Raw genomic sequence first — 23,073 nt, 5'->3', positions numbered from 1 at the left:
GCCGCTCAGACGACCGCCGGTCCCGCCGACGCCGTCCCGGACAGTGCCTCCAGGTCGCTCTTGCGGACACGGATCACCAGCAGGGCGGTGGCCACGGCGATCAGGGCGGCGCCGGCCGCCGGGACGAAGGCGGTCGAGATCCCCTGCGCGAGCACCTCGTGGCCCCAGGAGCCGGGCAGTTGGTGGGTCCGCGCGAACTCCGCCTTCTGCTGAGCCGAACCGTTCGCCAGGAACTTCGGCACCTGCTTGGTCGCCTCGTCCCTGCTGGCCGAGCCGAACACCGTGGTCAGAATGGCCAGCCCCAGCGAACCGCCCACCTGCTGCGTCACGTTGAGCAGCCCGGAGGCCGCGCCCGCCTCGCTCGGCGCGACACCGGCGACCGCGGTCACGGTCACCGTCACGAAGTTGAGCCCCATGCCGAAGCCGAACACGAGCATCGGGCCGAGCACCCCGCCCACGTACGAACTGTCGGGGCTGATGAAGGACTGCCAGGTCAGGCCGACCGTGGCGAGCGAGGCGCCCGCGAGCATGAACGGCCGCGGTCCGAGCACCGGCAGGAAGCGCTGCGAGAGCCCCGCGCCCACCGCGATCGCCACGGTCACCGGCAGGAAGGCGAGCCCGGCCCTGATCGGGCTGTAGCCGAGCACGTTCTGCACGAACAGGACGATGTAGAAGAACATCCCGAACATCGCGGCGGCCAGGCACAGCATGATCACGTAGGTGCCGGAGCGGTTGCGGTCGCGGAACATCTTCAACGGGGTGATCGGCTCCGGCGCACGCCTCTCCGTCAGCACGAACGCCAGCAGCAGGACGACGGCGGCGCCGAAGGAACCCAGCGTCAGCCCGTCGCGCCAGCCCTCGCCCGCCGCCCTGATGAAGCCGTAGACGAGGGCGACCATGCCGAGGGTCGACGTCAGCGCGCCGACGACGTCGAAACGGCCCGGATGCCGCTCGGACTCGTTGATGTAGCGGGGGGTGAGCACCGCGATCAGTACGCCGATGGGCACGTTGACGAAGAGCACCCAGCGCCAGTCGAGCCACTCGGTGAGCATGCCGCCGGCCAGCAGGCCGAGCGCGCCGCCGCCCGCGGAGACCGCGGCGAAGACCCCGAACGCCCGGTTGCGCTCGGGTCCTTCGGGAAACGTGGTCGTGATCAGGGCCAGCGCGGTCGGCGATGCGATGGCGCCGCCCATGCCCTGGAGGGCCCGCGCCGCCAGCAACTGCCAGGGCTCCTGGGCGAGTCCGCCGAGCAGCGAGGCGACGGAGAACAACAGGATGCCGGTCATGAAGACCCGGCGGCGGCCCAGGATGTCGCCGGCGCGGGCGCCGAGGAGCAGGAGTCCGCCGAAGGTGAGTGTGTAGGCGCTCACGACCCAGGTGAGATCGGTCGTGCTGAAGCTGAGCGCGTCCTGAATGTGCGGAAGCGCGATATTCACAATCGTCGCGTCGAGTACCACCATGAGTTGGCAGGCGGCGATGACGGCGAGCGCGATACCGGGATGTCCTTGCCGCCTGGCGGCTCCCGGCTTCCGCTCCGAGATCAACTGAGAGGTTGTCACTATGGGTCCCCCACTGTGGCTTTAGTGAACGCTCGCGTTCACTCGCGGTACCACCGTAGTGAGCCTCAAGTAGGGAACGCAAGCGTTCACTTGAAGTCGGTCCGGGGAAGGTGTCCCCTCGCTGCCCCCGGGGCAGGCCGGAGGCACTCTCCCGTCAACTCGTCCACGCACACTGTTCGTTGAGGGCTCCCCGGTCCTCGTGCCGTCCCCACCGCCCGGCTCCGCCCGCTCCCTTCCCCCGTCCCCTGGAGAACGACATGGTCACCCCGCACCGGGAGGCAGCCCCCGCTCAGGCCGCCTCCGCCCGCCGACGCGGCGCGGTACTGGAACGCGCGATCCTCGACGCCGCCCTGGAGCAGCTCGGCACCGTCGGGTGGAACGCCCTCACGATGGAGGGCGTGGCCACCGCGGCCCAGACGGGCAAGGCCGCGGTCTACCGGCGCTGGCCGTCGAAGGAGGACCTCGTCGCCGACGCCCTCCAGGCCGGACTGCCGAGTCTGGAGGACGCCCCCGACGCTGGCAGCGTCCGCGAGGATCTGCTGGAGCTGTGCCGGCAGGCCCGGGAGGCGATGTTCTCCCGCTCCGGGGCGGCGCTGCGCTCCGTCATTCACGAATGCGACGCGGCGCGAGGAGAACAGTTCCAGCTGGTGATCCTCGAAGGGGTCGTGAAGCCGACGATCGCGCTGCTGCGCGAGGTCATCTGCCGCGGCATGGAGCGGGGTGAGGTGCGGCCCGACGCGGCGAACTCCTACGTCTTCGACGCCATCCCGGCGATGCTGATGTACCGGTCCAAGATGTGCGGCAGCGAATGGAGCGACCCGGACCTGGAAGAGATGATCGACCAGTTGATGGTCCCGCTGCTGCGCCACGGACCCGCCTGACACCTGCCGGCCCGACCCGGCCGCCGCCGCCCCGGACACCGGGTGCCGCGCACCGCGGACACCGGGTGTCGCGGACGTCTCCGGGCGGCGTACGCTAGGAACGCCATGCCGTACGAACCGCCTACTCACACCGTCGAGCGCTCCCTCCGCGCAACGACCGGAGCGAAGATCATTGCCGGCGTCGACGAAGTGGGCCGCGGTGCCTGGGCGGGACCCGTCACCGTCTGCGCGGCGGTCACCGGACTCCGGCGGCCCCCCGAGGGCCTCACCGACTCCAAGCTCCTCACCGTCAAGCGCCGCAACGCCCTCGACGGTGAACTGCGCGCGTGGGTCACGGCGTACGCGCTGGGCCACGCCTCCCACGACGAGATCGACACCCTCGGGATGACCGCCGCGCTCCGGCTCGCCGCCGTGCGCGCGCTGGAGGGGCTGCCCGAGCGGCCCGACGCGGTCATCCTCGACGGCAAGCACGACTACCTCGGCGACCCTTGGAAGGTCCGCACGGTCATCAAGGGCGACCAGTCCTGCGTGGCCGTCGCGGCGGCCTCGGTGATCGCCAAGGTTCACCGCGACAAAATGATGGCCGAACTGGGCGTCGACCATGCAGACTTCGGGTTTGCGGCCAACGCCGGGTATCCGTCCCCCGTGCACCGGGCCGCGCTGGAGACGCGGGGCCCCACCCCGTACCACCGTCTGTCGTGGGCGTATCTTGATGCGCTGCCCCAGTGGCGGCACCTCAAGAAGGTCCGCGCATGGGCGGATTCGAGCGTTCCGAAGATCGAGGGGCAACTCGGCTTCGACTTCTGACGCTTCCCCTTCGCGCTCAGGTGCCACCCGCTGACGCGAGCCGTACCAACGTTTGATAAATATCAGGTCATGCCTCTCATTCCCGAGGAGCCTCAGATTCACGAGAGCGCCCAGGGTCCCCGCATCGCGCCGACCCCTCGTCCCGTACCCGGCCCCCGCCCCGCGGCTCCGCCGCGTCCCGGCCGTCCGGGTCCCCTCCGGCCCGCGCCGCCCGTGCAACGCACGCCGCGCGACGCGGCGAAGCCCGCTCCGGGCCCGGCCCGCACCGCCGTCCAGCCTTCGGCCACCCCGCAGGTCCAGCTCGTCCCGGCCTCGGCCGAGGGCGCGCTCGACGCCGCGGAGGAGGCTGTCGACCTGCTGCTGGAATCCGGGCGTGCCCCGGGTGACGTGCTGGTGATCACCACCGGCGAACCGCACCCGTGGGCCGCCCACGAACTGTCCTTCGGCGAGGCGTCCTACTGGGCGCAGCACGACGCGGGCGACGACGTCTTCTACGTGGGGGCCTCCGCGGCCGCGCGTGCGAAGACCCGTCCCGTGGTCGTGGTCGCCGTCAACGGCGGTTCCGCCGAAGCCGTTTCCGCGGCGCTGCCCCTGGCTCTCGGCCGGGCCGGCACGCTGCTGATCGTCTGCGGCGACTCGCAGCGGATCAACTCGGTTCTGGGCACGGGCGTCTGAGCCGTCCCCGGCCCTGCCGGGGGCGGGTCCAGGACCCGCCCGGTCCTGTGGCGGCGCCGGTCGAGGCGCCGTTCGCGCGGTGGTGATTCAGGTGTGCCCGGGTTCGTTCGGGCGTGCCTGACTTCCGGCCGCCCGACTGTTCGCGTGTTCGCGGCCGCGCCCGAGTCCGCCAACCGCCCGGCTGCGCGCGGCGGTTCGGCGTGCACCGGCCCGCGGTGAGTCATCTCCGGGGCGGGCGCGCGGAGTTGGCCGTCGTGCCGGGCGGACGGTCGGTGCTGCGGCCGGGCGGCGGTGAGGGTTCGGCCTCCCCGACGTCAGCGGGCCGCGGCCCTGCGCAGGACCTCCGAGGTCGCGCCGCCGGTGCGGGGCACCGTGGGCGGTGCCTCGGACAGCCCGATGGGCTCAGGGACGGAGTCCGCGCTCGGATGCCGTCCGCCACGGCCCTCGCCCAGCACCTGCCACCCGTCACGGGTGAGCGTGATGTACGCCCCGCAGCGCAGCCCGTGCAGGGTGCACGCGTCGCGCAGGCCCCACATCCACGCCCCGTCCTCCTCCGTCCAGCGCGCCTCGCCGTCACGGCAGTAGAGCAGCACGGCGGTGCGCACCGGGGTGCGGCGGCGCAGATCGTGCGGAATCACCCGGCGCAGGTGCGCGAGCAGCGTGTTGCGGAACAGCCACCCGTCGGCCGGCGCGGGGCGGCGGGTGAACGAGGCGCTCGCCCGCACCCGTTCGTCCTGGTCGAGCACCGCCACGACCGCCGTCGCCGGCTTGGGGCGGTGCCGGGAGTGGAGTCCCGTGACGACCTCGCGAGGACTTCGCAGCAGGGGAATTCCGGCGGCGGCCCACTCCGAGGGTTCGAGCAGACGGGCCACGGAGGTGGCGGAGACGGTGGACAGGTCGGCAGACGTCGACGTGGACGGGGACGGAGCGAATCCGAAGGTCACGGTCCTCCCTTCGGCTACGCGCCCACACTGCGGGCGAGGTCGGAATCGGGGGAGCGCACACCGCAGCGAAGCCCTGCCGGACCACGGACGAGCCGTGCGGGGAGCGGACCTCAATTCTCGCTGTCGAACTTGGTTGCGGCAACGAGCAATCGGGATCATCGCCCCTTAACAGCCGGTACGCGCCATATATCCCCGCCGCGAGCTTCGCCGGACGGCTCGTGGTGCGGCCGGTGCGGCCAGGAGCGGGGGCGCGGGCGGAAGTTAGGGGGCCGGGGACTGGCGCCGGTGACCGCTGTCGGCGAGCAGGGGCGGGGGCCGGGGAGGGCAGAGACCTGGGATCCGGGGGTCGGCGGTTCGGGGCGGTCGGGAACGCGGGACGCGGGACGCGGGACGCGGGACGCGGGACGCGGGCGGAGCTTGGGGGGCGGGGCCGGGGGCTGGGATCGGCGACCATGGGTCGGGGGGCGGGGCCGGGGCCGGGAGGGCCGTAGACCGAGATCCGGGGGCTGACGGGTCGGGGCGCCCGGTGACCGGGGGAGGAAGAGCCCTCCGCCCGGTCGCCGTCGCCCCCGGGTCACCCCTGGACCGCCAGCACCAGGGGCAGCACGGCCTCTGCGCCGGCCCTGCGCAGCAGCCGGGCGGCGACCGCGAGGGTCCAGCCCGTCTCCGTCCAGTCGTCCACCAGCAGCACGGGCCCCGGGTTGCCGGCCAGCGCGGCGGCCAGCTCCGGCGGCACGGTGAGCACGCCGTAGAGGCCCTTCAGGCGCTGCGCGCTGTTGCTCCTGGGCAGGGCGGGCGCCTCACCCGCGTACGTCACCGAACCAAGGAGCGGCAGCCGGCCCACCTCCGCGATGCGCGCGCCGAGGGTGCCCACCAGCTGGGGCCTGGCGCGGGAGGCGACGGTGACCACACCCACGGGGCGCTGCGGTGCGTCCGCCGACCCGGAGGCCCAGCCGCCGGGCCCCTTCGCCCAGTCGGCCAGCACGCCGACCACCGCCTTCGCCACGTCGTCCGGCACGGGGGCGTCCGGCGTGCGCGGGGTGAGCAGCGGGCGCAGCCGGTTGCCCCAGCCGATGTCCGACAGCCGCCCCAACGCCCGCCCGGCGGCGGCCTGTTCACCGGCCGGAATGCGGCCCTTCAGCTCGACCCCGATCGCCGGGAGCCCGGTCGGCCACATGCGGCGCGGCTCGACCTCGACGCCCGCCCGCCCCAGGTCGGCCCGCGCCGCGTCCAGCGCGGTGGCGGAGGCGTCGGCGGTGAAGCGGGCGCCGGCGCAGTTGTCGCACCGGCCGCACGGCTTCGCGCCCTCGTCGTCCAGCTGCCGCTGAAGGAACTCCATGCGGCACTGGGTCGTGCGCGCGTACTCGCGCATCGCCTCCTGCTCGGTCGCGCGCTGCCGCGCCACCCACGCGTACCGCTCCGTGTCGTACGACCACGGCTGCCCGGTCGCGATCCAGCCGCCCTGCACGCGCTTGACCGCGCCGTCCACGTCGAGGACCTTCAGCATCGTCTCCAGGCGGGAGCGGCGCAGCTCGACCAGCGGTTCGAGGGCGGGCAGGGACAGCGGTCGTCCGGCGCCGCCGAGCACGTCGAGCGTGCGCCGGACCACGTCCTCGGGCGGGAAGGCGAGCGAGGCGAAGTACTGCCAGATCGCCTCGTCCTCCTTGCCCGGCAGCAGCAGCACCTCCGCGTGCTCGACACCGCGGCCCGCGCGGCCGACCTGCTGGTAGTAGGCGATGGGGGAGGAGGGCGAGCCCAGGTGCACCACGAACCCCAGGTCGGGCTTGTCGAAGCCCATGCCCAGCGCGGACGTGGCCACCAGCGCCTTGACGCGGTTCGCGAGCAGGTCGTCCTCCGCCTGCTGCCGGTCCGCGTTCTCCGTGCGGCCCGTGTACGAGGAGACCGTGTGCCCGCGCTGCCGCAGGAAGGCGGTGACCTCCTCGGCCGCCGCCACGGTGAGGGTGTAGATGATGCCGGAGCCCGGCAGGTCGTCCAGGTGGTCGGCGAGCCACGCCATCCGGTGGGCCGCGTCCGGCAGTCGCAGCACGGAGAGGCTCAGGCTCTCCCGGTCCAGCGGGCCGCGCAGGACCAGGGCGTCCGACGAACCGCCGGTGCCGAGCTGCTCGGCGACGTCGGCTGTCACGCGCGCGTTGGCCGTCGCGGTCGTCGCCAGGACGGGGACACCGGCGGGGAGGTCGGCGAGCATCGTGCGCAGCCGGCGGTAATCGGGACGGAAGTCGTGGCCCCAGTCGGAGATGCAGTGCGCCTCGTCGACCACGAGCAGGCCGGTGGCGGCGGCCAGTTGGGGCAGCACCTGGTCACGGAAGTCCGGGTTGTTCAACCGCTCCGGGCTGACCAGCAGGACGTCGACCTCGCCCGACGCGATCTCGCCGCGCACGGTGTCCCACTCCTCCGTGTTCGACGAGTTGATCGTCCGGGCCCGGATGCCCGCGCGGGCCGCCGCCTCCACCTGGTTGCGCATGAGCGCGAGCAGCGGGGAGACGATCACGGTGGGGCCGCTGCCCCGTGCCCGCAGCAGTGAGGTCGCCACGAAGTAGACGGCGGACTTTCCCCACCCGGTGCGCTGCACCACCAGGGCCCGGCGCCCGTCGGCGACCAGCGCCTCGATCGCGCGCCACTGGTCCTCGCGCAGCCGTGCCGTGCCCGTGGGGTCCCCGACGAGACGGGCGAGGACCGCGTCGGCCGCCTCCCTGAGATCCGCGTTGCTCGTGTGCTCCATACGTCCCATCCAACAGGACGGCGGGGACATCCGCGGTGCGGCTGTGGACGGACCCGTCCGGATTGATGTGTCCCTGACCCGAGTTGTCCACAGGGGCAAACGGGAGGCCGGGATCTGCGGGATGGTCGGCGCATGACGAATCACGGCGAAACGGGATCAAGCGCCTTTGGCGGCGAATTCGGTGACATCGAGAGGCGAAAGGGGGTGCGGGGTGAGCGCGGGGTGCACGGTGGTGCCGGTGCCGGTGCCGGTGCCGGTGCCGGTGCGGGAGACGGCGGGGGCGCCGGTTGCGCGGGTGCGGGAGGCCGCGGGGGTGCGGGGGCCGGTGGCGTGGGTTCGGGGACGGGGCTCGGACGCGGGACCGCGAGCGGGCCGGGGTCCGTCGCGTACGGCGAACGGGACGCGGAGCACCAGGTCACCCTGCGCACTCCGGCGGAGCTGGCCGACGCCCTGCCGTACGTACTCGGGTACCGCCCCGAGGACAGCATCGTGCTGGTCTCCCTGCACGACCACGGGGGACGCGGCCGGTTCGGCGGCAGGGCCCGGCTCGGCATTCCGCCGGGCGAGGACGACTGGGCGTCAGCGGTAAGGCAGTTGACGCGTGGCCTGGTCACCGGGGGCGAGCGCCGGGGCGCGCGGCCCGAGCAGATGGTCGCCTACCTGTGCCAGGACCCGGTACCGGGGGAGACGGGGCAGGAGGTCGTCGAACGCCTGCGTCCGCTGGCCCAGTTGATCCGCACCGAGTGCGGACGGCTCGACGTCCCGGTCATCGAGGCGCTGTGCGTCTCGGACGGCCGCTTCTGGTCGTACTGCTGCCCGAGCGCCGACTGCTGCCCGCCGGACGGCATTCCGATGGGACTGCCGGGCACCTCCGTACTGGCCGCCGCGGCCACGTACGCGGGACTTCAGGTCCGCGGCACCCTGCGCGAACTGCGGGCCAGGCTGCTTCCCCGGAGCACCGCGGACACCGCCTCCCAGGAACTGGCGCTGGACACGGCCGGCCTCGCACTGGTTCCGCGGATCCTGGACGACGCGGAGCGCGGGGTGGTGGCGGAGGAGACCCTGGACATGGCCCGCCGGGTCATGGGCCGACTCGCCGCCGCACCCCCGGAGCCCCGTACCGCGCGGGCCGACCGCCAGGACGACGAACTGCTGGGTGACGCCGACGCGGCCCGTCTCGTCCTCGGGCTCCAGGACCGGACGACCCGGGACCGCGCGGCGGAGTGGATGGAGGGCGACGAGGCAGGCCCGGCGCTCCGGTTGTGGCGGGCCCTAGCGCGCCGCTGCGTCGGCCCGTACGGGGAGCACGCCGCCGCGCCGCTGACGCTCGCCGGGTGGGTCGCGTGGTCCTCGGGCGACGGCGTCGAAGCGAGGGAGGCCCTGGCGATGGCGCTCGGGGCGGACCCGGACTACCTCTTCGCCCGCCTGCTCCACCAGGCATGCAACGAGGGTCTGGATCCGGAGTCCGTCCGCCGCTGTCTGCGGGCGGAACGCGCGAGGAGGGAACCGGGCGTCGGGTCGAGGGGCGGGGAGGAGCCGGGCGAGCGGGAGGAGGAGCCGGTGGGTGAGGGGTCGCGCGGGCCGTCCGATTCGGCCTCTCCCCGCACCCTGCCCCCGCCCTTCTCGCCACCGTCTCCTTCCTCTCCTTCTCCTTCTCCCTCCTCGCGTCGGCGGCGGAGGGGACGCGGCCTCGCGGACGGTCACCTCCGCCACGCGTCGCGCAACCTGTCGGCCGCTCGCGGCAAGGGACCGGGAGGCCCTCGGCCCGACGGTGACACCCGCCCCGATGCGGCCCGCAGGGATGCGAAGGCGCCCGGCGGCATCGGCGGTGGCGCTGGCCGGGCCGGGGCGCCGCGCCCGCGGGCCGGAGGGGCCGGTGTTGCCGGGGGAGCGGAGGGGGCCGGTGACGTCGCCGGGGTCGAGGAGGAGTCGTGAGCACGCGCACCTCCGAGGGAGCGGGAGGGGGCAGGACGGAGTGCGCCAGGAGGCCCGGCCGTCGGCCGTACCACCCCGCCAATCGGTCGGCGTTGCCGCGGTGGGCGTGACCCCGGGCAGTCCCGGCCCGTTCACCTGAGTGGCGGAACGCATGACCGGATCGGACCGGCCGGCCGTTCCGCGACCGTCACCCGTCCCGCTCCCGTGCCGAAAGCCCGGGAAAACCAAGCCAGTTGACGTCCACCGTCCTCACCTGCCCCACCGCCCCGCCGGCGGCCCGACCGGGCCCGAGCCCCGGTCCGAGCCCCCAGTCCGAACCCCGCGTCGCACCCGCCGTACCAGTCCTCCAGTCCGTCGTACATGTCGGTGGCACGCAGAGCGCAGAGGAAGCCGCACATGCACCAGCCGACTCCGCCCTCGGCCACCGCCGGGAGAGCGGCAGTTGTCCCCGGTCAGCCTCCGCCCGGTGGTGCGTTCCGGTCCGCGGGTCTTCCGGCGAGCCACGCCGCGCTGATCGGCGTCGCCCTTCCCGGTCTGGTGATCTCGGGGGAGGGGGGCCAGTTGACGGGCCGCGGACTGGACGGGTTCTACCGGTCGGGCCGGCGCCTGCTCTCGCGCTGCGAGGTGCGGGTGGCGGGGCGCGAGCCGCTCGCCGTCCAGGGGCGCACGACGGGTGCGGACCGGGCCCGGTTCGTGGGGGTCCTGCGGGTCTCCCCGGGGGCGGGGCCCGATCCCGACCTCGTCGTCGAGCGGACCCGGCACGCGGACGGTACCGAGCGGATCACCCTGACCAGCGCGTCGCCGCGTCCGCTGCGGCTGCCGGTCGAGGTGTCCCTGGCCACCGACCTCGCGGACCTGGGCGCGATCGCCTCCGGTCGCCCCGGGCCCGAACTGGCCGCCACCGTCCACGACTCGGGCCTGCGCTGGACGTCTCCCGCGGGGCGCGTGTCGGTCACTTCGCAGCCGCCCCCGGCCGACGCGCTGGCCTCCGCGGGACTCATGCGGTGGGAGATCGAACTGCCCCCGGGCGGCAGCAGGACACTCGACCTGCGGGTGCGCCTGGAGGGAGCGGGACCGCTGCGTCCCGTGGGCAGGTCGGCCACCAATCCGCTCGCCACCGCACGGGCCCAGGGCGACACCACCGCGGTCGAGGCGCTGCTGCGCACCAGCGTCGAGGACCTGCACGCACTGCTGCTGCGCGACCTGGCGCACCCGGGGGACGTCTACCTCGCGGCAGGTGCGCCCTGGCGGTGCGGGATGTCACCGGCGGAGGCGCTGGCCGGGGCCCGCATGGCGCTGCCCCTGGGCACACGGCTCGCCGCGGGCACCCTGCGCGCGCTGGGGCGCACCCAGCGAGGGGCCCGGGACCCGCAGGCCGGCCTGATCCCCGGGCCGAGACGGGACGCCGGGATTCACCTGCCGCCGGGCTGCACCGGCACGGAGGCGACGCTGCTGTTCCCGGTGCTTCTCGCAGAGGCGCGCCGGTGGGGGCTGCCGGAGCAGGACACGCAGGAGCTGCTGCCGGTGGCGGAACGCTGCCTGGCCTGGCTGAGGAACACCGTGGGCGACGGTCCGTTCCTGTGCGATCCGAGTCCCGGCGGGCCGGTCCGCTGCGAGACGCAGTCCCATGCCCTGCGAGCGGCACTGCTCGGTGCCGATCTGCTCGACGACTGCGGACGGCCCGGCGGCGCCGGGCTGCGACAGTGGGCCGACGAACTGAGGGCGGCGTTCCGGGAGCGCTTCTGGGTGGAGGACCGGGGCGGCGGCCGGCCCGCGGCGGCCCTGACACCCGACGGCCGCACGGTGCCGTACCTGAGGGCAGCGGCGGCACACCTGCTGGACACCGGGCTGCTGGGCGCCGGTGAGTACGCGGCCGGGCTGCTCGACAAGGTGAGGACCGAGCAACTGGCCCGTCTGCTGGGCGCGCCCGCCATGGACTCCGGGTGGGGACTGCGGGGGCTGGGCGCGAAGGAGCCGGGCCACAACCCGTTCGGTCACCGGGGCGGAGCGGTGCGGGTCCACGAGACGGCGGTCGCCGTCGCCGGGCTCGGGGCGGCCGGGTACGAGCGTGAGGCGGCCGGCCTGCTGTCCGGGCTGCTCGCGGCGGCGGAGGCCTTCGGACACCGGCTGCCGGAGATGTACGCGGGGGAGCAGCGCACCGCCGGAGGCGTCCCCCTTCCCCATCCGGCGGCGTGCCGGCCCTCGGCCACCTCGGCAGCGGCCGGGGTGCTCCTGATGACGGCCGTCGCGGGCATCAGACCGGACGCCCCGGCGGGCACGGTCACCCTGCGGCCGCTGCGCGGGGCGCCACTCGGCGAGGTGAGCCTGACGGGACTGCGGGTCGCGGGCGCCCCGTTCTCCGTACGGATCAGCAGACTCGGACTGGCCATGGTGGAGGAGGCCGCCGACGGACTTCAACTGGGGGCGTGAGCGGCGGCGAGGCCTCGCGCACGGCACGGCCTCGCGCCGGCCCGGTCTCTGCGCCCCCCTGGCGTTTGCGCTCGGTCCGGTTCTTGCGCCCGGTCGGCCCCAGCGCGCGCACCCCCTGACGATTGCGCCTGGCCCAAACCTCGCGCCCGGTGCGGCCTGTGCGCATCGCCCGGCTTCGCGTCTGGCTGCGTACCGGCCCTGTCCGGCCGCGTACCGTCCGGTCCGGCCCCGCGAGGCTCCGCCCTGTGCGGCCTGTGCGCATCGCCCGGCTTCGCGTCTGGCTGCGTACCGGCCCTGTCCGGCCGCGTACCGTCCGGTCCGGCCCCGCGAGGCTCCGCCCTGTGCGGCCTGTGCGCATCGCCCGGCTTCGCGTCCGGCTGCGTACCGGCCCTGTCCGGCCGCGCGCCACCCGGTCCGGCGGCCCCGCGAGGCTCCGCCCGGTGCGGCCCGTGCGCCTGGCCCAAACCTCGCGCCCTGTGCAGCCCATCCGCATCGCCCGGCTTCGCGTCCGGCCGCGCACCGCCCGGTCCTGCCCCGCGAGGCTCCGCCCGGTGCGGCCCATGCGCATCGCCCGGCTTCGCGCCCGGCCGCGCACCGGCCCCGCCCGGCGCCGGCCACGTCGGTCCCCCGGCGGCGGTCCGCCCCGCCCGGCGGCGATCGGCCGCGTCGTCGAGGGACCGCCGCGGCCGCCGCGGTAGGCGCCGACCGTGGGCAGACGTCGTGAGACGGCGGCGCTCACCGGCGATCCGTCCCGCGCGGTACCTGCGAAGGGAGTGTTTATCGTCAGGCAGACGACTATGATCGCGGCATGCCTTACGACCCGTCAGCCTTTCCGCCGTTCGCCGTCACCGTGGACCTGGTGGTGCTGACCGTACGCAGCCATGCCCTGTACGCGCTGGCGGTACGCAGGGGCGAGTCCCCGTTCCAGGGGCGCTGGGCGCTCCCCGGCGGATTCGTACGGGACGACGAGGACCTCGCACAGGCCGCCGCGCGCGAGCTGGCGGAGGAGACGGGTCTCCAGGCGCACGACCCCGCGAGTCCCGCCCAGGACCACGGCGCCCATCTCGAACAGCTCGCGACCTACGGCGATCCGAAGCGCGATCCGAGGATGCGGGTGGTCAGCGTCGCGCACCTCGCGCTCGCCCCCGACCTGCCCGCCCCCCGCGCGGGAGGCGACGCCAGCAACGCGCGCTGGGCACCCGTCGAAGAACTGCTGCTCCAGGGCGGCACCGGCCGTGAGGGCGGCGAACCGGTGGCACCCCTCGCCTTCGACCACGCCCGCATCCTCGCCGACGGGGTCGAACGGGCCCGGTCCAAGATCGAGTACTCGTCGCTCGCCACCGCGTTCTGCCCCCCGGAGTTCACGGTGGGCGAGTTGCGCCGCGTGTACGAGGCGGTGTGGGGTGTCGCCCTCGACCCGCGCAACTTCCACCGCAAGGTGACGGGCACACCGGGCTTCCTGGTCCCCACCGGCGGCACCACCACCCGCCAGGGCGGCCGTCCCGCGCAGCTCTTCCGCGCCGGCGGCGCGACCCTGCTGAACCCGCCGATGCTGCGCCCCGAGGTCTGACCGCGAGGGCGGCTCGGCTCCCCGCGGCGGCTCCCCGCCCGCCCTGCGCCCCGACCCCGTTTCCGGTGGGCGAACACGAGTCCGTACGCGCCGTCCACCGCGCTGCGGACCATGCCGTCCACCCCGTGCGCGCAAGGCCCCGCGCTGCCCGGCGAAACGGACATAGCGCGCTATCTTGCATCGGGTGATCCAGGCCTTCGGACTGACCAGCATCCCGCGCAAGGGCCTTGCCGCCGCCGCTGTCGACGACGTCTCCTTCGACGCCCGGGCGGGCCGCGTCACGGCGCTCCTCGGAGCGCCGGGCGCGGGCAAGACCACACTGCTCCGACTCATGCTCGAACTCGAACAGGGCCGTGGCATCACCCGGTTCAGAGGCCGCCCCCTGCACCGCATCGCCCATCCGTCGCGCGAGGTGGGCGTCCTGCTGGGCGACGTCCCGGGACATCCGGCCCGTACGGTCCGCGGGCACCTGCGCATGCTGTGCGCAGCGGCGGGGGTTCCGGTGCGGCGTGCGGACGAGGTCCTCGAGGTCGTGGGCCTCGTCGGCCTCCGGGAGGAACGGCTCGGCACCCTGTCGCACGGCATGGACCGTCGTCTCGGTCTCGCCTGCGCCCTGCTCTGCGATCCGCACACCCTCGTGCTCGACGAGCCCACCGCCCGGCTCGCCGCACGGGAGAGCGGCTGGCTGCACGCCACCTTGCGGGCGCACGTGACGCAGGGCGGCACCGTCCTGTTCAGCACCTCCGACGCCAAGGAGGCGGCACGCACCGCCGACCGCGTCGTCACCCTCGACGGGGGCCGGCTCGTGGCCGACCAGGACGCGGTCGACTTCGCCCGTACCCGGCTGCGCCCCCGTGTCGCCGTCCGCAGCCCGCACGCGGCCCGGCTCGCGGCGCTGCTGACCAAGGAGGCCCGCGCCGCGCGCCGATCGGTGGAAGTGGTCCGCGAGCAGGGCAACCGCCTTTCCGTGTACGGGAGTACCTGCGCGGACGTGGGCGACACCGCGTTCCGGCACGGCATCCTCGTCCACCAACTGGCGCACGAGACAGGTGACATGGGCCTCGGTACCCATCTCCCGCAGGAGACGCCGACGGCATCCGCCGCACGGGAACCGGAGTTCGGGTCGGGGCCGGAGCCCGCGCCCGGCCCGCCCGGCAAGTCCCCTTCCGCGGCGCTGCTCACGGGGGCGGTCACGCCCGGCGGCGACACCGATTCCACCCCGACGGAAGTCCTCCCGGCCGCCTCGCCGGCCGTCGCGCACACGCCTGCCGCGCGCACCTCGACCCTCAGCCCGATCCCCGCCCGCAACCCGGCCCTCGCCCCCAACACGGCCCCCGCTCCCACCCTGGTCTCCGGTTCCGCCCTGCCTCCGCCCATCTCCGTACGCTCCGCACCGGGCCCCCTGCGTCCGCTGCGCTACGAACTGCGCCGGACCTGCGGCACCGGCACGGGGTTCCTCGTCGTCGCCGTCGCTCTCGCCGTCTCCGTCGTCACCGCCGTGATCGCCGCGCGCATCGGGCACACCCCGCAGCCCCGGCTGCTGGCCGCCTGGCCACGGGAACTGCCGCTGCCCGCCGCCGCGCTGGGTGCGGGACTGGTGGGGGCACTGGCGTTCGGTGACGAGTTCCGCCATCCCGCGCTCGCGGCGGACCGCGGCACCGTGCCCCGTCGGCTGGGGCTGCTGACCGCGAAGCTCGTCGTCGCCTCCGCCGTGGCGCTGGCGGTGGCCGTCCTCGCCGTGGGCTGCGACGCCGCGGCGCTCTACCTGTTCTACGGACGGGAGCTCGCCGGGGTTCCCGCCGACTGGCTGCCGATGGGCGCGAGTTGGGCCGGTTTCGTGGCGGGCTGCGCGTGCGCGGGCGTCCTCGCGGCAGGACTGTTCCGCTCGACGACCGCCGGGCTCGCGGCGGTCGTCGCCGTCCCCGTCCTCGTCGTGCCGCTCCTGGAACGGGGCCTGAGCGGGCCGGAGATGCGCACGGCGGCCGGATTCCCGGCCCGGTTGCGCGAGGTGCTGCTGCTCCAGTGGCCCTTCGGCGGTGACCGTTACGTCGTCGCGGCTGCCCGGGTCGTGGCCCAACCCGTGGCCACCGCACTGACGTTGTCGCTGGCGACGCTGGCCGCGGCCTACGTGTGCACGACCCTGCGCGGCAGGCTTCGCTGACGGTCGCCCCTACCCCGTCGCGGCACTTTCCGGGGGGTCCTGTGCACAACTCCGTGCCGAACGCCCATTTCTTTCCGATAAGGCGTCAATTGCGACGGGGTGAGCGATCACCCTTTCGTGTGCTTTTCACCAAAGCCCTCAAGGGAGTTGGAGACAACGCCGACAAAGGATCCGTGAGTACCCTTGCGCACACCATGATGACCGCCGCCCGTTCCGCAGACTCCGGTCTCGTCGGTCCTGGCGAACTCGACCGCTACCCCTATGCCGAGACCCCCGGCCCCGACCGGGTGTCCGCACCCGCGTGGGAGGGCTCCGAGTCGGAGCTCGGCCGCGTCGGCCGCCGTGCCGCCGGCAGCCGCGGACGCGGCCTGCACGGTCAACTCGTCCAACAGCTCGGCCAGATGATCGTCTCCGGCGACCTGGGCGCGGACCGCCCGCTGGTGCCGGAGGAGATCGGCCAGCGTTTCGAGGTGTCCCGCACGGTCGTCCGTGAATCGCTCCGCGTGCTGGAGGCCAAGGGCCTGGTCAGTGCCCGGCCCAACGTCGGTACGCGCGTGCGTCCCGTCAGCGACTGGAATCTCCTGGACCCGGACATCATCGAATGGCGCGCCTTCGGCCCGCAGCGTGACGACCAGCGTCGCGAACTGGGCGAGCTGCGCTGGACGATCGAACCCCTCGCCGCCCGCCTGGCCGCCGCCGGGCACGGGCGCGAGGACATGCAGCAGCGCCTTGCCGACATGGTCGAGATCATGGGCCACGCGATGTCCCAGGGCGACGCCCTGACCTTCTCCCGTGCCGACGCCGAGTTCCACTCCCTGCTGATCCAGATCGCGGGCAACCGCATGCTGGAGCACCTCTTCGGGATCGTCTCCGCCGCCCTCCAGGTCTCCGGCGGGCCGGTCACCGGCTGCGACCGGCCCACGGAGGCCGCCCTCGCCCACCACGCGCGGATCGTCGACGCCGTGGCCGCGGGCGACGGTGTGGCGGCCGAGGCCGCGGTGCGCCAGCTCCTGACGGTGCACCCCGAGGTGGAGCGGGTGGTTCCCGCGCCGCGCGAGCACTGAGTCCCGCTCCGGCGCGGGGCCGGCTCCCCGTGCGTCTCCTCGCGGCGCGCGTTCTCCTCCCGCGGCTCCCGGCCGGCGGACCGGCTCCTCGCCGGGCCCCCGCCGGAGCCCGCGGCCCCGCCGGACGACGTCCGGACGTCCGGCCGTCGCCCCAGCGGTACTCGCCCCGGCGCCGGCCGGTCCCCCGGTTTCCCCGACGGCGGTCCGCCGGGCGGACCGTGCGGATCGTGCGGATCGTGCGGATCGTGCGGATCGTGCGGATCGTGCGGATCGTGCGGATCGTGCGGATCGTGCGGATCGTGCGGATCGTGCCAAGCATGGTCCGCGACGGGTGTGCGATCGTTGGAGACGGCCCTTTATGCATGCATTTGACATTTTTTGACCGCTTACGGGGTGTGACTCGGGCCACGCAGATTGGGCGTAACGCTCGTGCGGGCAGTGCGATGACCTAAGAGGTGATAGCCGCGGAGGGAATAGGGGCGCCGGCCACGGCGCTGTGAAACCTCCCGGCCCAGCCCGCACCGTCGGCCCATCCCCAAGCCGGTGGTCGGTTCCTGTCCCCCCGTGGGCGGGGCCGGAAGCCGTTTTCCAACGTTCCGAGAGGTTGTTCGTGTCGGCCAGCACATCCCGTACGCTCCCGCCTGAGATCGCCGAGTCCGTCTCTGTCATGGCGCTCATTGAGCGGGGAAAGGCTGAGGGGCAGATCGCCGGCGACGATGTGCGTCGGGCCTTCGAAGCTGACCAGATTCCGGCCACTCAGTGGAAGAACGTACTGCGCAGCCTCAACCAGATCCTCGAGGAAGAGGGTGTGACGCTGATGGTCAGTGCCGCGGAGCCAAAGCGCACCCGAAAGAGCGTCGCAGCGAAGAGTCCGGTCAAGCGCACCGCCACCAAGACGGTCGCCGCGAAGACGGTGACCACCCGCAAGGCCACTGCCAGCGCCACCTCGACGGCCCCCGCCGCGGAAGCGTCCGTGGAGGACGACTCGCCGGCGAAGAAGGCCGCCGCCAAGAAGACCACCACCGCCGCCAAGAAGGTGGCCGCGAAGAAGACGGCCGTCAAGAAGACGGCCGCGAAGAAGACCGCGGGCAAGAAGGACGACGCCGAGCTCGCCGAGGACGAGGGCGCGGAGGAGACCACGCCCAAGACGGGTGACGAGCCCGAGGGCACCGAGGCCGCCGGGTTCGTCCTGTCCGACGACGACGAGGACGACGCGCCCGCGCAGCAGGTCGCCGCCGCCGGTGCCACCGCCGACCCGGTCAAGGACTACCTCAAGCAGATCGGCAAGGTCCCCCTCCTCAACGCCGAGCAGGAGGTCGAACTCGCCAAGCGCATCGAGGCCGGTCTCTTCGCCGAGGACAAGCTGGCCAACTCGGACAAGCTCGCGCCGAAGCTGAAGCGCGAGCTGGAGATCATCGCCGAGGACGGCCGTCGCGCCAAGAACCACCTCCTGGAGGCCAACCTCCGTCTGGTGGTCTCCCTGGCCAAGCGCTACACCGGCCGCGGCATGCTCTTCCTGGACCTCATCCAGGAGGGCAACCTCGGTCTGATCCGAGCGGTCGAGAAGTTCGACTACACCAAGGGCTACAAGTTCTCCACGTACGCCACCTGGTGGATCCGTCAGGCGATCACCCGCGCGATGGCCGACCAGGCCCGCACCATCCGTATCCCGGTGCACATGGTCGAGGTCATCAACAAGCTGGCCCGCGTCCAGCGCCAGATGCTCCAGGACCTGGGCCGCGAGCCCACCCCGGAGGAGCTGGCGAAGGAACTCGACATGACCCCCGAGAAGGTCATCGAGGTCCAGAAGTACGGCCGCGAGCCCATCTCGCTGCACACCCCGCTGGGCGAGGACGGTGACAGCGAGTTCGGTGACCTCATCGAGGACTCCGAGGCCGTGGTCCCCGCCGACGCGGTCAGCTTCACGCTCCTCCAGGAGCAGCTCCACTCGGTCCTCGACACGCTCTCCGAGCGGGAGGCGGGCGTCGTCTCGATGCGCTTCGGTCTCACCGACGGTCAGCCGAAGACCCTCGACGAGATCGGCAAGGTCTACGGCGTCACGCGTGAGCGCATCCGCCAGATCGAGTCGAAGACCATGTCGAAGCTGCGGCACCCGTCGCGCTCGCAGGTGCTGCGGGACTACCTCGACTAGACCGCTCCGCACGGCGTCCGGGCCCGGCCCCTCCACGAGGAGGGGCCGGGCCCTCGTGCTGCGTGGCGACGACCGGTGGATGACTGTGGGACTCCCATCGATCACCACGGAGTGAGGAGCGCGCATGCGCCGTCCTGTTGTCCGGGCGCTGGTCCGCCCGCTGGCGTTGGCCGCCGCGGCGACCGCCGTACCACTGGTTCTCTCGCCGCCCGCGGCCGCCGACGGGGTCGTCGTCGGGGGCTTCCCCGTCGACGTCTCCACGAGCCCCTGGACGGTCGCCCTGTCGAGCCGTGACCGGTTCGGCCGTACCCGCGCGGGACAGTTCTGCGGGGGTGTCGCGATCGACCGGACCACTGTGCTGACCGCCGCCCACTGCCTGAGCAAGGAGGTGCTGGGCGGGGCGCCCAACGACATGCCCGACCTCAGGGTGGTGGCCAACCGCACGGACCTGCTCTCCACCGACGGGCAGGAGATCGCGATCCGGGACGCGCGGATCAACCCCGCCTACGACGAGACCAGCAACGCCGGCGACTTCGCCGTCCTCACCCTCGCCGAGGCCCTGCCCGCCGCGTCGGTCATCGCCATGGCGCCCGAGGGCGACCCCGCGTACCGGGCGGGCACCGCCGCCACGGTCTACGGCTGGGGCGACACCAGCGGCTCGGGGAGCTACCCGACCCACCTGAGGGCCGCGAACGTGCACGTGCTCGCCGACGCGGAGTGCGAGCAGGCCTACCCGGGCGGCGGCGAGGGCACCTACCGCGCCGACAGCATGCTGTGCGCGGGGGAGACGCGGGGCGGCAAGGACGCCTGCCAGGGCGACAGCGGGGGCCCGCTGGTCGCCCAGGGGCGCCTGATCGGTCTCGTGTCCTGGGGTGCGGGGTGCGGCGCCGCCGGCAGTCCCGGCGTCTACGCGCGCGTCTCCGGCGTCGCGGCGGCCCTGGAGGCCATGACCGCCCCGGCGGCCGCGAAGTAGCCGTCACGGGGCGGCTGGGGCCGTCGGGGAGGCGTTGCGGTGGCGCCCCGGGCCCCGGCCGGGAGTCGCGGGGGGCGGGCCGTCCGGACACGAGGACGGGCGGCCGCCCCTGTCACCAGGGGCGACCGCCCGCTCACCGGCACACGCCGGATGGCTCGTCGTGGATGCGAAGTGTCAGCGCTCTTCTTCGTCGGCGCTTGCGGGAACGGTCGTGAGCCGCTCCGTCTCGTCCTGTATCTCAGCGGCGATCTTCTTGAGTTCCGGCTCGAACTTGCGGCCGTGGTGGGCGCAGAAGAGCAGTTCTCCGCCGCTCAGCAGGACGACGCGCAGGTATGCCTGGGCGCCGCAGCGGTCGCAGCGATCAGCGGCCGTCAGCGGGCTCGCGGGGGTCAGAACAGTAGTCACGTCGCCTCTTCTCTAGCTCGACGAGCTGTCGTACCAGGGTCAACATCCAACCAGCCCCAAAACGTTCCCGCTCGTGGCTTTTCCTCGAAAAAAGTTCCCGAGGCGGTTGTCTGCTACCGGTTGGCGGCGAATGTGCCGTATTGCGTGTCTGTGTGTCTTACGGGTTCGCGCTGTGGTCGGTCACGTCCTCCCGGCCGGCTTGCCGGTTGTGAAAGAGGACGTGCCCGGAGCCTAAATGGTTCATGCCCCGAAGGGAACGTGATATGTACTTCACTCCATCGAGGGATCGAACAGGCATACGACCGCGGAGGGCCGTGGACTAGTCTGAGATCGGAGTGAGGGTGGCGTTACAACGGCTCTACCAGGCCTCGGTACCCTCTCAGCGGCGACAGTAGCCGCGCCCTTACCCAGAAGGGCCCCACCTGAAATTCAGCGAGGAGCGAACCGCGTGACCGCCGACACGTCCGTGCCGTCCACAGCTCTGCTGGCAGGAGCAGACCGGGACGGTTCCAATTACACCGCGCGGCACCTGCTCGTCCTCGAAGGCCTCGAGGCCGTGCGCAAGCGTCCGGGCATGTACATCGGATCGACCGACAGCCGTGGCCTGATGCACTGCCTGTGGGAGATCATCGACAACTCAGTGGACGAGGCCCTCGGTGGCCACTGCGACCACATCGAAGTGATCCTGCGTGACGACGCCTCCGTCGAGGTCCGGGACAACGGCCGCGGCATCCCCGTCGACGTCGAGCCCAAGACCGGCCTCTCCGGCGTCGAGGTCGTCATGACCAAGCTGCACGCGGGCGGCAAGTTCGGCGGTGGCTCCTACGCCGCCTCCGGCGGTCTGCACGGCGTCGGCGCCTCCGTCGTGAACGCCCTCTCCGCGCGCCTGGACGTCGAGGTCGACCGCGGCGGCAGCGTCCACGCCGTCAGCTTCCGGCGCGGCGTCCCCGGTGCCTTCGCCGGCGACGGCCCCGACGCGAAGTTCGACGCCGACAGCGGCCTGCGCAAGACGAAGCGGATCCCCCGTACCCGCACCGGCACGCGTGTGCGGTACTGGGCCGACCGGCAGATCTTCCTCAAGGACGCCAAGCTCTCCCTGGAGAACCTGCACCAGCGGGCCCGGCAGACCGCGTTCCTGGTACCCGGCCTGACCATCGTCGTGCGCGACGAGTACGGCCTGGGCGAGGGCGGCAGCAAGGGCGAGGAGTCGTTCCGGTTCGACGGCGGCATCAGCGAGTTCTGCGAGTACCTGGCGACCGACAAGCCGATCTGCGACGTGCTGCGCCTGTCCGGCCAGGGCACCTTCAAGGAGACGGTGCCGGTTCTCGACGACCACGGCCAGATGACCCCGACCGAGGTCACCCGTGAGCTCGGCGTCGACGTCGCGCTGCGCTGGGGCACCGGGTACGACACCACGCTGCGGTCCTTCGTCAACATCATCGCGACGCCCAAGGGCGGCACCCACGTCTCCGGCTTCGAGCAGGCCGTGACGCGCACGATCAACGACGTCCTGCGCGCCAAGAAGATGCTGCGGGTCGCCGAGGACGACATCGTCAAGGACGACGCCCTGGAGGGGCTCACCGCGGTCGTCACCGTCCGGCTGGCCGAACCTCAGTTCGAGGGCCAGACCAAGGAGGTCCTCGGCACCTCCGCGGCGCGCCGGATCGTGAACACGGTGATCACCAAGGAGCTCAAGGCGTTCCTGACCGGCACGAAGCGGGACGCCGCGCAGCAGTCCCGGGTCGTCCTGGAGAAGGCCGTCGCCGCCGCCCGCACCCGGATCGCCGCACGTCAGCACAAGGACGCGCAGCGCCGCAAGACGGCCCTGGAGTCGTCGTCCCTGCCGGCGAAGCTCGCCGACTGCCGCAGCGACGACGTCGAGCGCAGCGAGCTGTTCATCGTCGAGGGCGACTCCGCGCTCGGCACGGCCAAGCTCGCCCGCAACTCCGAGTTCCAGGCGCTGCTGCCGATCCGCGGCAAGATCCTCAACGTCCAGAAGTCGTCCGTCACGGACATGCTGAAGAACGTCGAGTGCGGCGCGATCATCCAGGTCATAGGAGCCGGGTCCGGCCGTACGTTCGACCTCGACACCGCCCGCTACGGGAAGATCATCCTGCTCGTGGACGCCGACGTCGACGGCGCGCACATCCGCTGCCTGCTGCTGACCCTGTTCCAGCGCTACATGCGGCCCATGGTCGAGGCCGGCCGGGTGTTCGCCGCGGTGCCGCCGCTGCACCGCATCGAGCTGAGCCAGCCGAAGAAGGGCCAGGACAAGTACGTCTACACGTACTCCGACCGCGAGCTGCGCGAGAAGCTGCTGGAGTTCCAGCGCAAGAACGTGCGCTACAAGGACTCGATCCAGCGCTACAAGGGCCTCGGCGAGATGGATGCCGACCAGCTCGCGGAGACCACCATGGATCCCCGTCACCGCACCCTGCGGCGCATCAACATCTCGGACCTGGACGCATCCGAGCAAGTGTTCGATCTGTTGATGGGCAACGACGTGGCCCCCCGCAAGGAGTTCATCTCCGGCTCGGCGGCGACGCTGGACCGGTCCCGCATCGACGTCTGAGGCACCGGCGCCCGCAGCCGGTTCGAGCGCCTGCTTCGAACGTGCGGCGGCGGGGCGCCTCCCGCGCCACTCCGCGCCGCCCCGCCCGGCTTTCTTCCGCCGGGCCGGGGCGGCGCCGTGCGTTCCGGCGGCGCACGTCACCGCCGGGGCGATCTCTCCACCCGTGGGTGGATTCCGCGGGCCGCCAGGATCCACCCGGCGTCCA

Annotated in this window: 15 protein-coding genes; 11 read left to right on the top strand and 4 right to left on the bottom strand. The window is 73.1% G+C overall.

What is annotated here, in order from left to right; genetic code table 11:
* Positions 1-5 precede the first annotated feature (5 nt).
* The gene (locus ACFZA0_RS27295) at positions 6-1,559 is read right to left on the bottom strand and encodes a DHA2 family efflux MFS transporter permease subunit (RefSeq protein ID WP_391021719.1); all 1,554 of its coding nucleotides are present in this window, start codon (positions 1,557-1,559) and stop codon (positions 6-8) included.
* Between the two features lie 257 nt (positions 1,560-1,816).
* Here ACFZA0_RS27295 and ACFZA0_RS27290 point away from each other — a divergent pair, with 257 nt between their 5' ends.
* From ACFZA0_RS27290 to ACFZA0_RS27280, 3 genes are all read left to right on the top strand, one after another.
* Entirely contained in the window at positions 1,817-2,440 is a 624-nt protein-coding gene (locus ACFZA0_RS27290) for a TetR/AcrR family transcriptional regulator C-terminal ligand-binding domain-containing protein (RefSeq protein ID WP_391021717.1), read from the top strand.
* A 105-nt stretch (positions 2,441-2,545) separates the two neighbouring features.
* Positions 2,546-3,247 (top strand): ribonuclease HII, encoded by a 702-nt coding sequence (locus ACFZA0_RS27285; RefSeq protein ID WP_391021715.1) that lies wholly within the window; start codon positions 2,546-2,548, stop codon positions 3,245-3,247.
* A gap of 69 nt (positions 3,248-3,316) precedes the next feature.
* Positions 3,317-3,922, top strand: coding sequence for a hypothetical protein (locus ACFZA0_RS27280; protein ID WP_391021713.1), 606 nt, complete (start codon positions 3,317-3,319; stop codon positions 3,920-3,922).
* 314 nt (positions 3,923-4,236) lie between these two features.
* Here the strand turns inward: ACFZA0_RS27280 and ACFZA0_RS27275 are convergent, their stop codons facing one another.
* Both ACFZA0_RS27275 and ACFZA0_RS27270 read right to left on the bottom strand, forming a co-directional pair.
* A complete protein-coding gene (locus ACFZA0_RS27275; RefSeq protein WP_391021712.1) occupies positions 4,237-4,866 on the bottom strand; it encodes a hypothetical protein in 630 nt (209 codons plus the stop codon).
* Positions 4,867-5,440: 574 nt separating this feature from the next.
* Entirely contained in the window at positions 5,441-7,606 is a 2,166-nt protein-coding gene (locus tag ACFZA0_RS27270) for a RecQ family ATP-dependent DNA helicase (RefSeq protein ID WP_391021710.1), read from the bottom strand.
* Between the two features lie 330 nt (positions 7,607-7,936).
* Here ACFZA0_RS27270 and ACFZA0_RS27265 point away from each other — a divergent pair, with 330 nt between their 5' ends.
* From ACFZA0_RS27265 to ACFZA0_RS27235, 7 genes are all read left to right on the top strand, one after another.
* Positions 7,937-9,541, top strand: coding sequence for a DUF4192 family protein (locus ACFZA0_RS27265; protein ID WP_391021709.1), 1,605 nt, complete (start codon positions 7,937-7,939; stop codon positions 9,539-9,541).
* Positions 9,542-9,937: 396 nt separating this feature from the next.
* Positions 9,938-11,971, top strand: a complete 2,034-nt coding sequence (locus ACFZA0_RS27260; RefSeq protein WP_391021708.1) for a glycogen debranching N-terminal domain-containing protein — start codon at positions 9,938-9,940, stop codon at positions 11,969-11,971.
* Between the two features lie 808 nt (positions 11,972-12,779).
* Positions 12,780-13,541, top strand: coding sequence for an NUDIX domain-containing protein (locus ACFZA0_RS27255; protein ID WP_391021706.1), 762 nt, complete (start codon positions 12,780-12,782; stop codon positions 13,539-13,541).
* A 184-nt stretch (positions 13,542-13,725) separates the two neighbouring features.
* A complete protein-coding gene (locus ACFZA0_RS27250) occupies positions 13,726-15,702 on the top strand; it encodes an ATP-binding cassette domain-containing protein (RefSeq protein WP_391021704.1) in 1,977 nt (658 codons plus the stop codon).
* Between the two features lie 173 nt (positions 15,703-15,875).
* Entirely contained in the window at positions 15,876-16,766 is an 891-nt protein-coding gene (locus tag ACFZA0_RS27245; RefSeq protein WP_391021702.1) for an FCD domain-containing protein, read from the top strand.
* A 610-nt stretch (positions 16,767-17,376) separates the two neighbouring features.
* Positions 17,377-18,918, top strand: coding sequence for an RNA polymerase sigma factor (locus ACFZA0_RS27240; RefSeq protein WP_391021700.1), 1,542 nt, complete (start codon positions 17,377-17,379; stop codon positions 18,916-18,918).
* A 124-nt stretch (positions 18,919-19,042) separates the two neighbouring features.
* Positions 19,043-19,891: a trypsin-like serine protease gene (locus tag ACFZA0_RS27235; protein ID WP_391021698.1), complete on the top strand. Its 849-nt coding sequence runs from the start codon at positions 19,043-19,045 to the stop codon at positions 19,889-19,891.
* A 174-nt stretch (positions 19,892-20,065) separates the two neighbouring features.
* Here the strand turns inward: ACFZA0_RS27235 and ACFZA0_RS27230 are convergent, their stop codons facing one another.
* The gene (locus ACFZA0_RS27230) at positions 20,066-20,296 is read right to left on the bottom strand and encodes a hypothetical protein (RefSeq protein WP_391021697.1); all 231 of its coding nucleotides are present in this window, start codon (positions 20,294-20,296) and stop codon (positions 20,066-20,068) included.
* Between the two features lie 448 nt (positions 20,297-20,744).
* Between ACFZA0_RS27230 and ACFZA0_RS27225 the strand changes: the two genes are divergently transcribed.
* Positions 20,745-22,868 carry a DNA gyrase subunit B gene (locus ACFZA0_RS27225; RefSeq protein WP_391021695.1) on the top strand — a complete coding sequence of 708 codons (2,124 nt, stop codon included), beginning with the start codon at positions 20,745-20,747 and terminating at the stop codon, positions 22,866-22,868.
* Positions 22,869-23,073 lie beyond the last annotated feature (205 nt).

This window comes from Streptomyces sp. NPDC008150 (assembly GCF_042956945.1).
Taxonomy (GTDB): domain Bacteria; phylum Actinomycetota; class Actinomycetes; order Streptomycetales; family Streptomycetaceae; genus Streptomyces.
This window is presented reverse-complemented; position numbering and strand designations above follow the sequence as displayed.

Bases quoted from the DNA above. Each gene is read 5' to 3' on its own strand.
- ACFZA0_RS27255 (WP_391021706.1), top strand. From the start codon at position 12,780: ATGCCTTACGACCCGTCAGCCTTTCCGCCGTTCGCCGTCACCGTGGAC.
- ACFZA0_RS27260 (WP_391021708.1), top strand. From the start codon at position 9,938: ATGCACCAGCCGACTCCGCCCTCGGCCACCGCCGGGAGAGCGGCAGTT.
- ACFZA0_RS27285 (WP_391021715.1), top strand. From the start codon at position 2,546: ATGCCGTACGAACCGCCTACTCACACCGTCGAGCGCTCCCTCCGCGCA.
- ACFZA0_RS27235 (WP_391021698.1), top strand. From the start codon at position 19,043: ATGCGCCGTCCTGTTGTCCGGGCGCTGGTCCGCCCGCTGGCGTTGGCC.
- ACFZA0_RS27280 (WP_391021713.1), top strand. From the start codon at position 3,317: ATGCCTCTCATTCCCGAGGAGCCTCAGATTCACGAGAGCGCCCAGGGT.
- ACFZA0_RS27290 (WP_391021717.1), top strand. From the start codon at position 1,817: ATGGTCACCCCGCACCGGGAGGCAGCCCCCGCTCAGGCCGCCTCCGCC.
- ACFZA0_RS27270 (WP_391021710.1), bottom strand. From the start codon at position 7,606: ATGGAGCACACGAGCAACGCGGATCTCAGGGAGGCGGCCGACGCGGTC.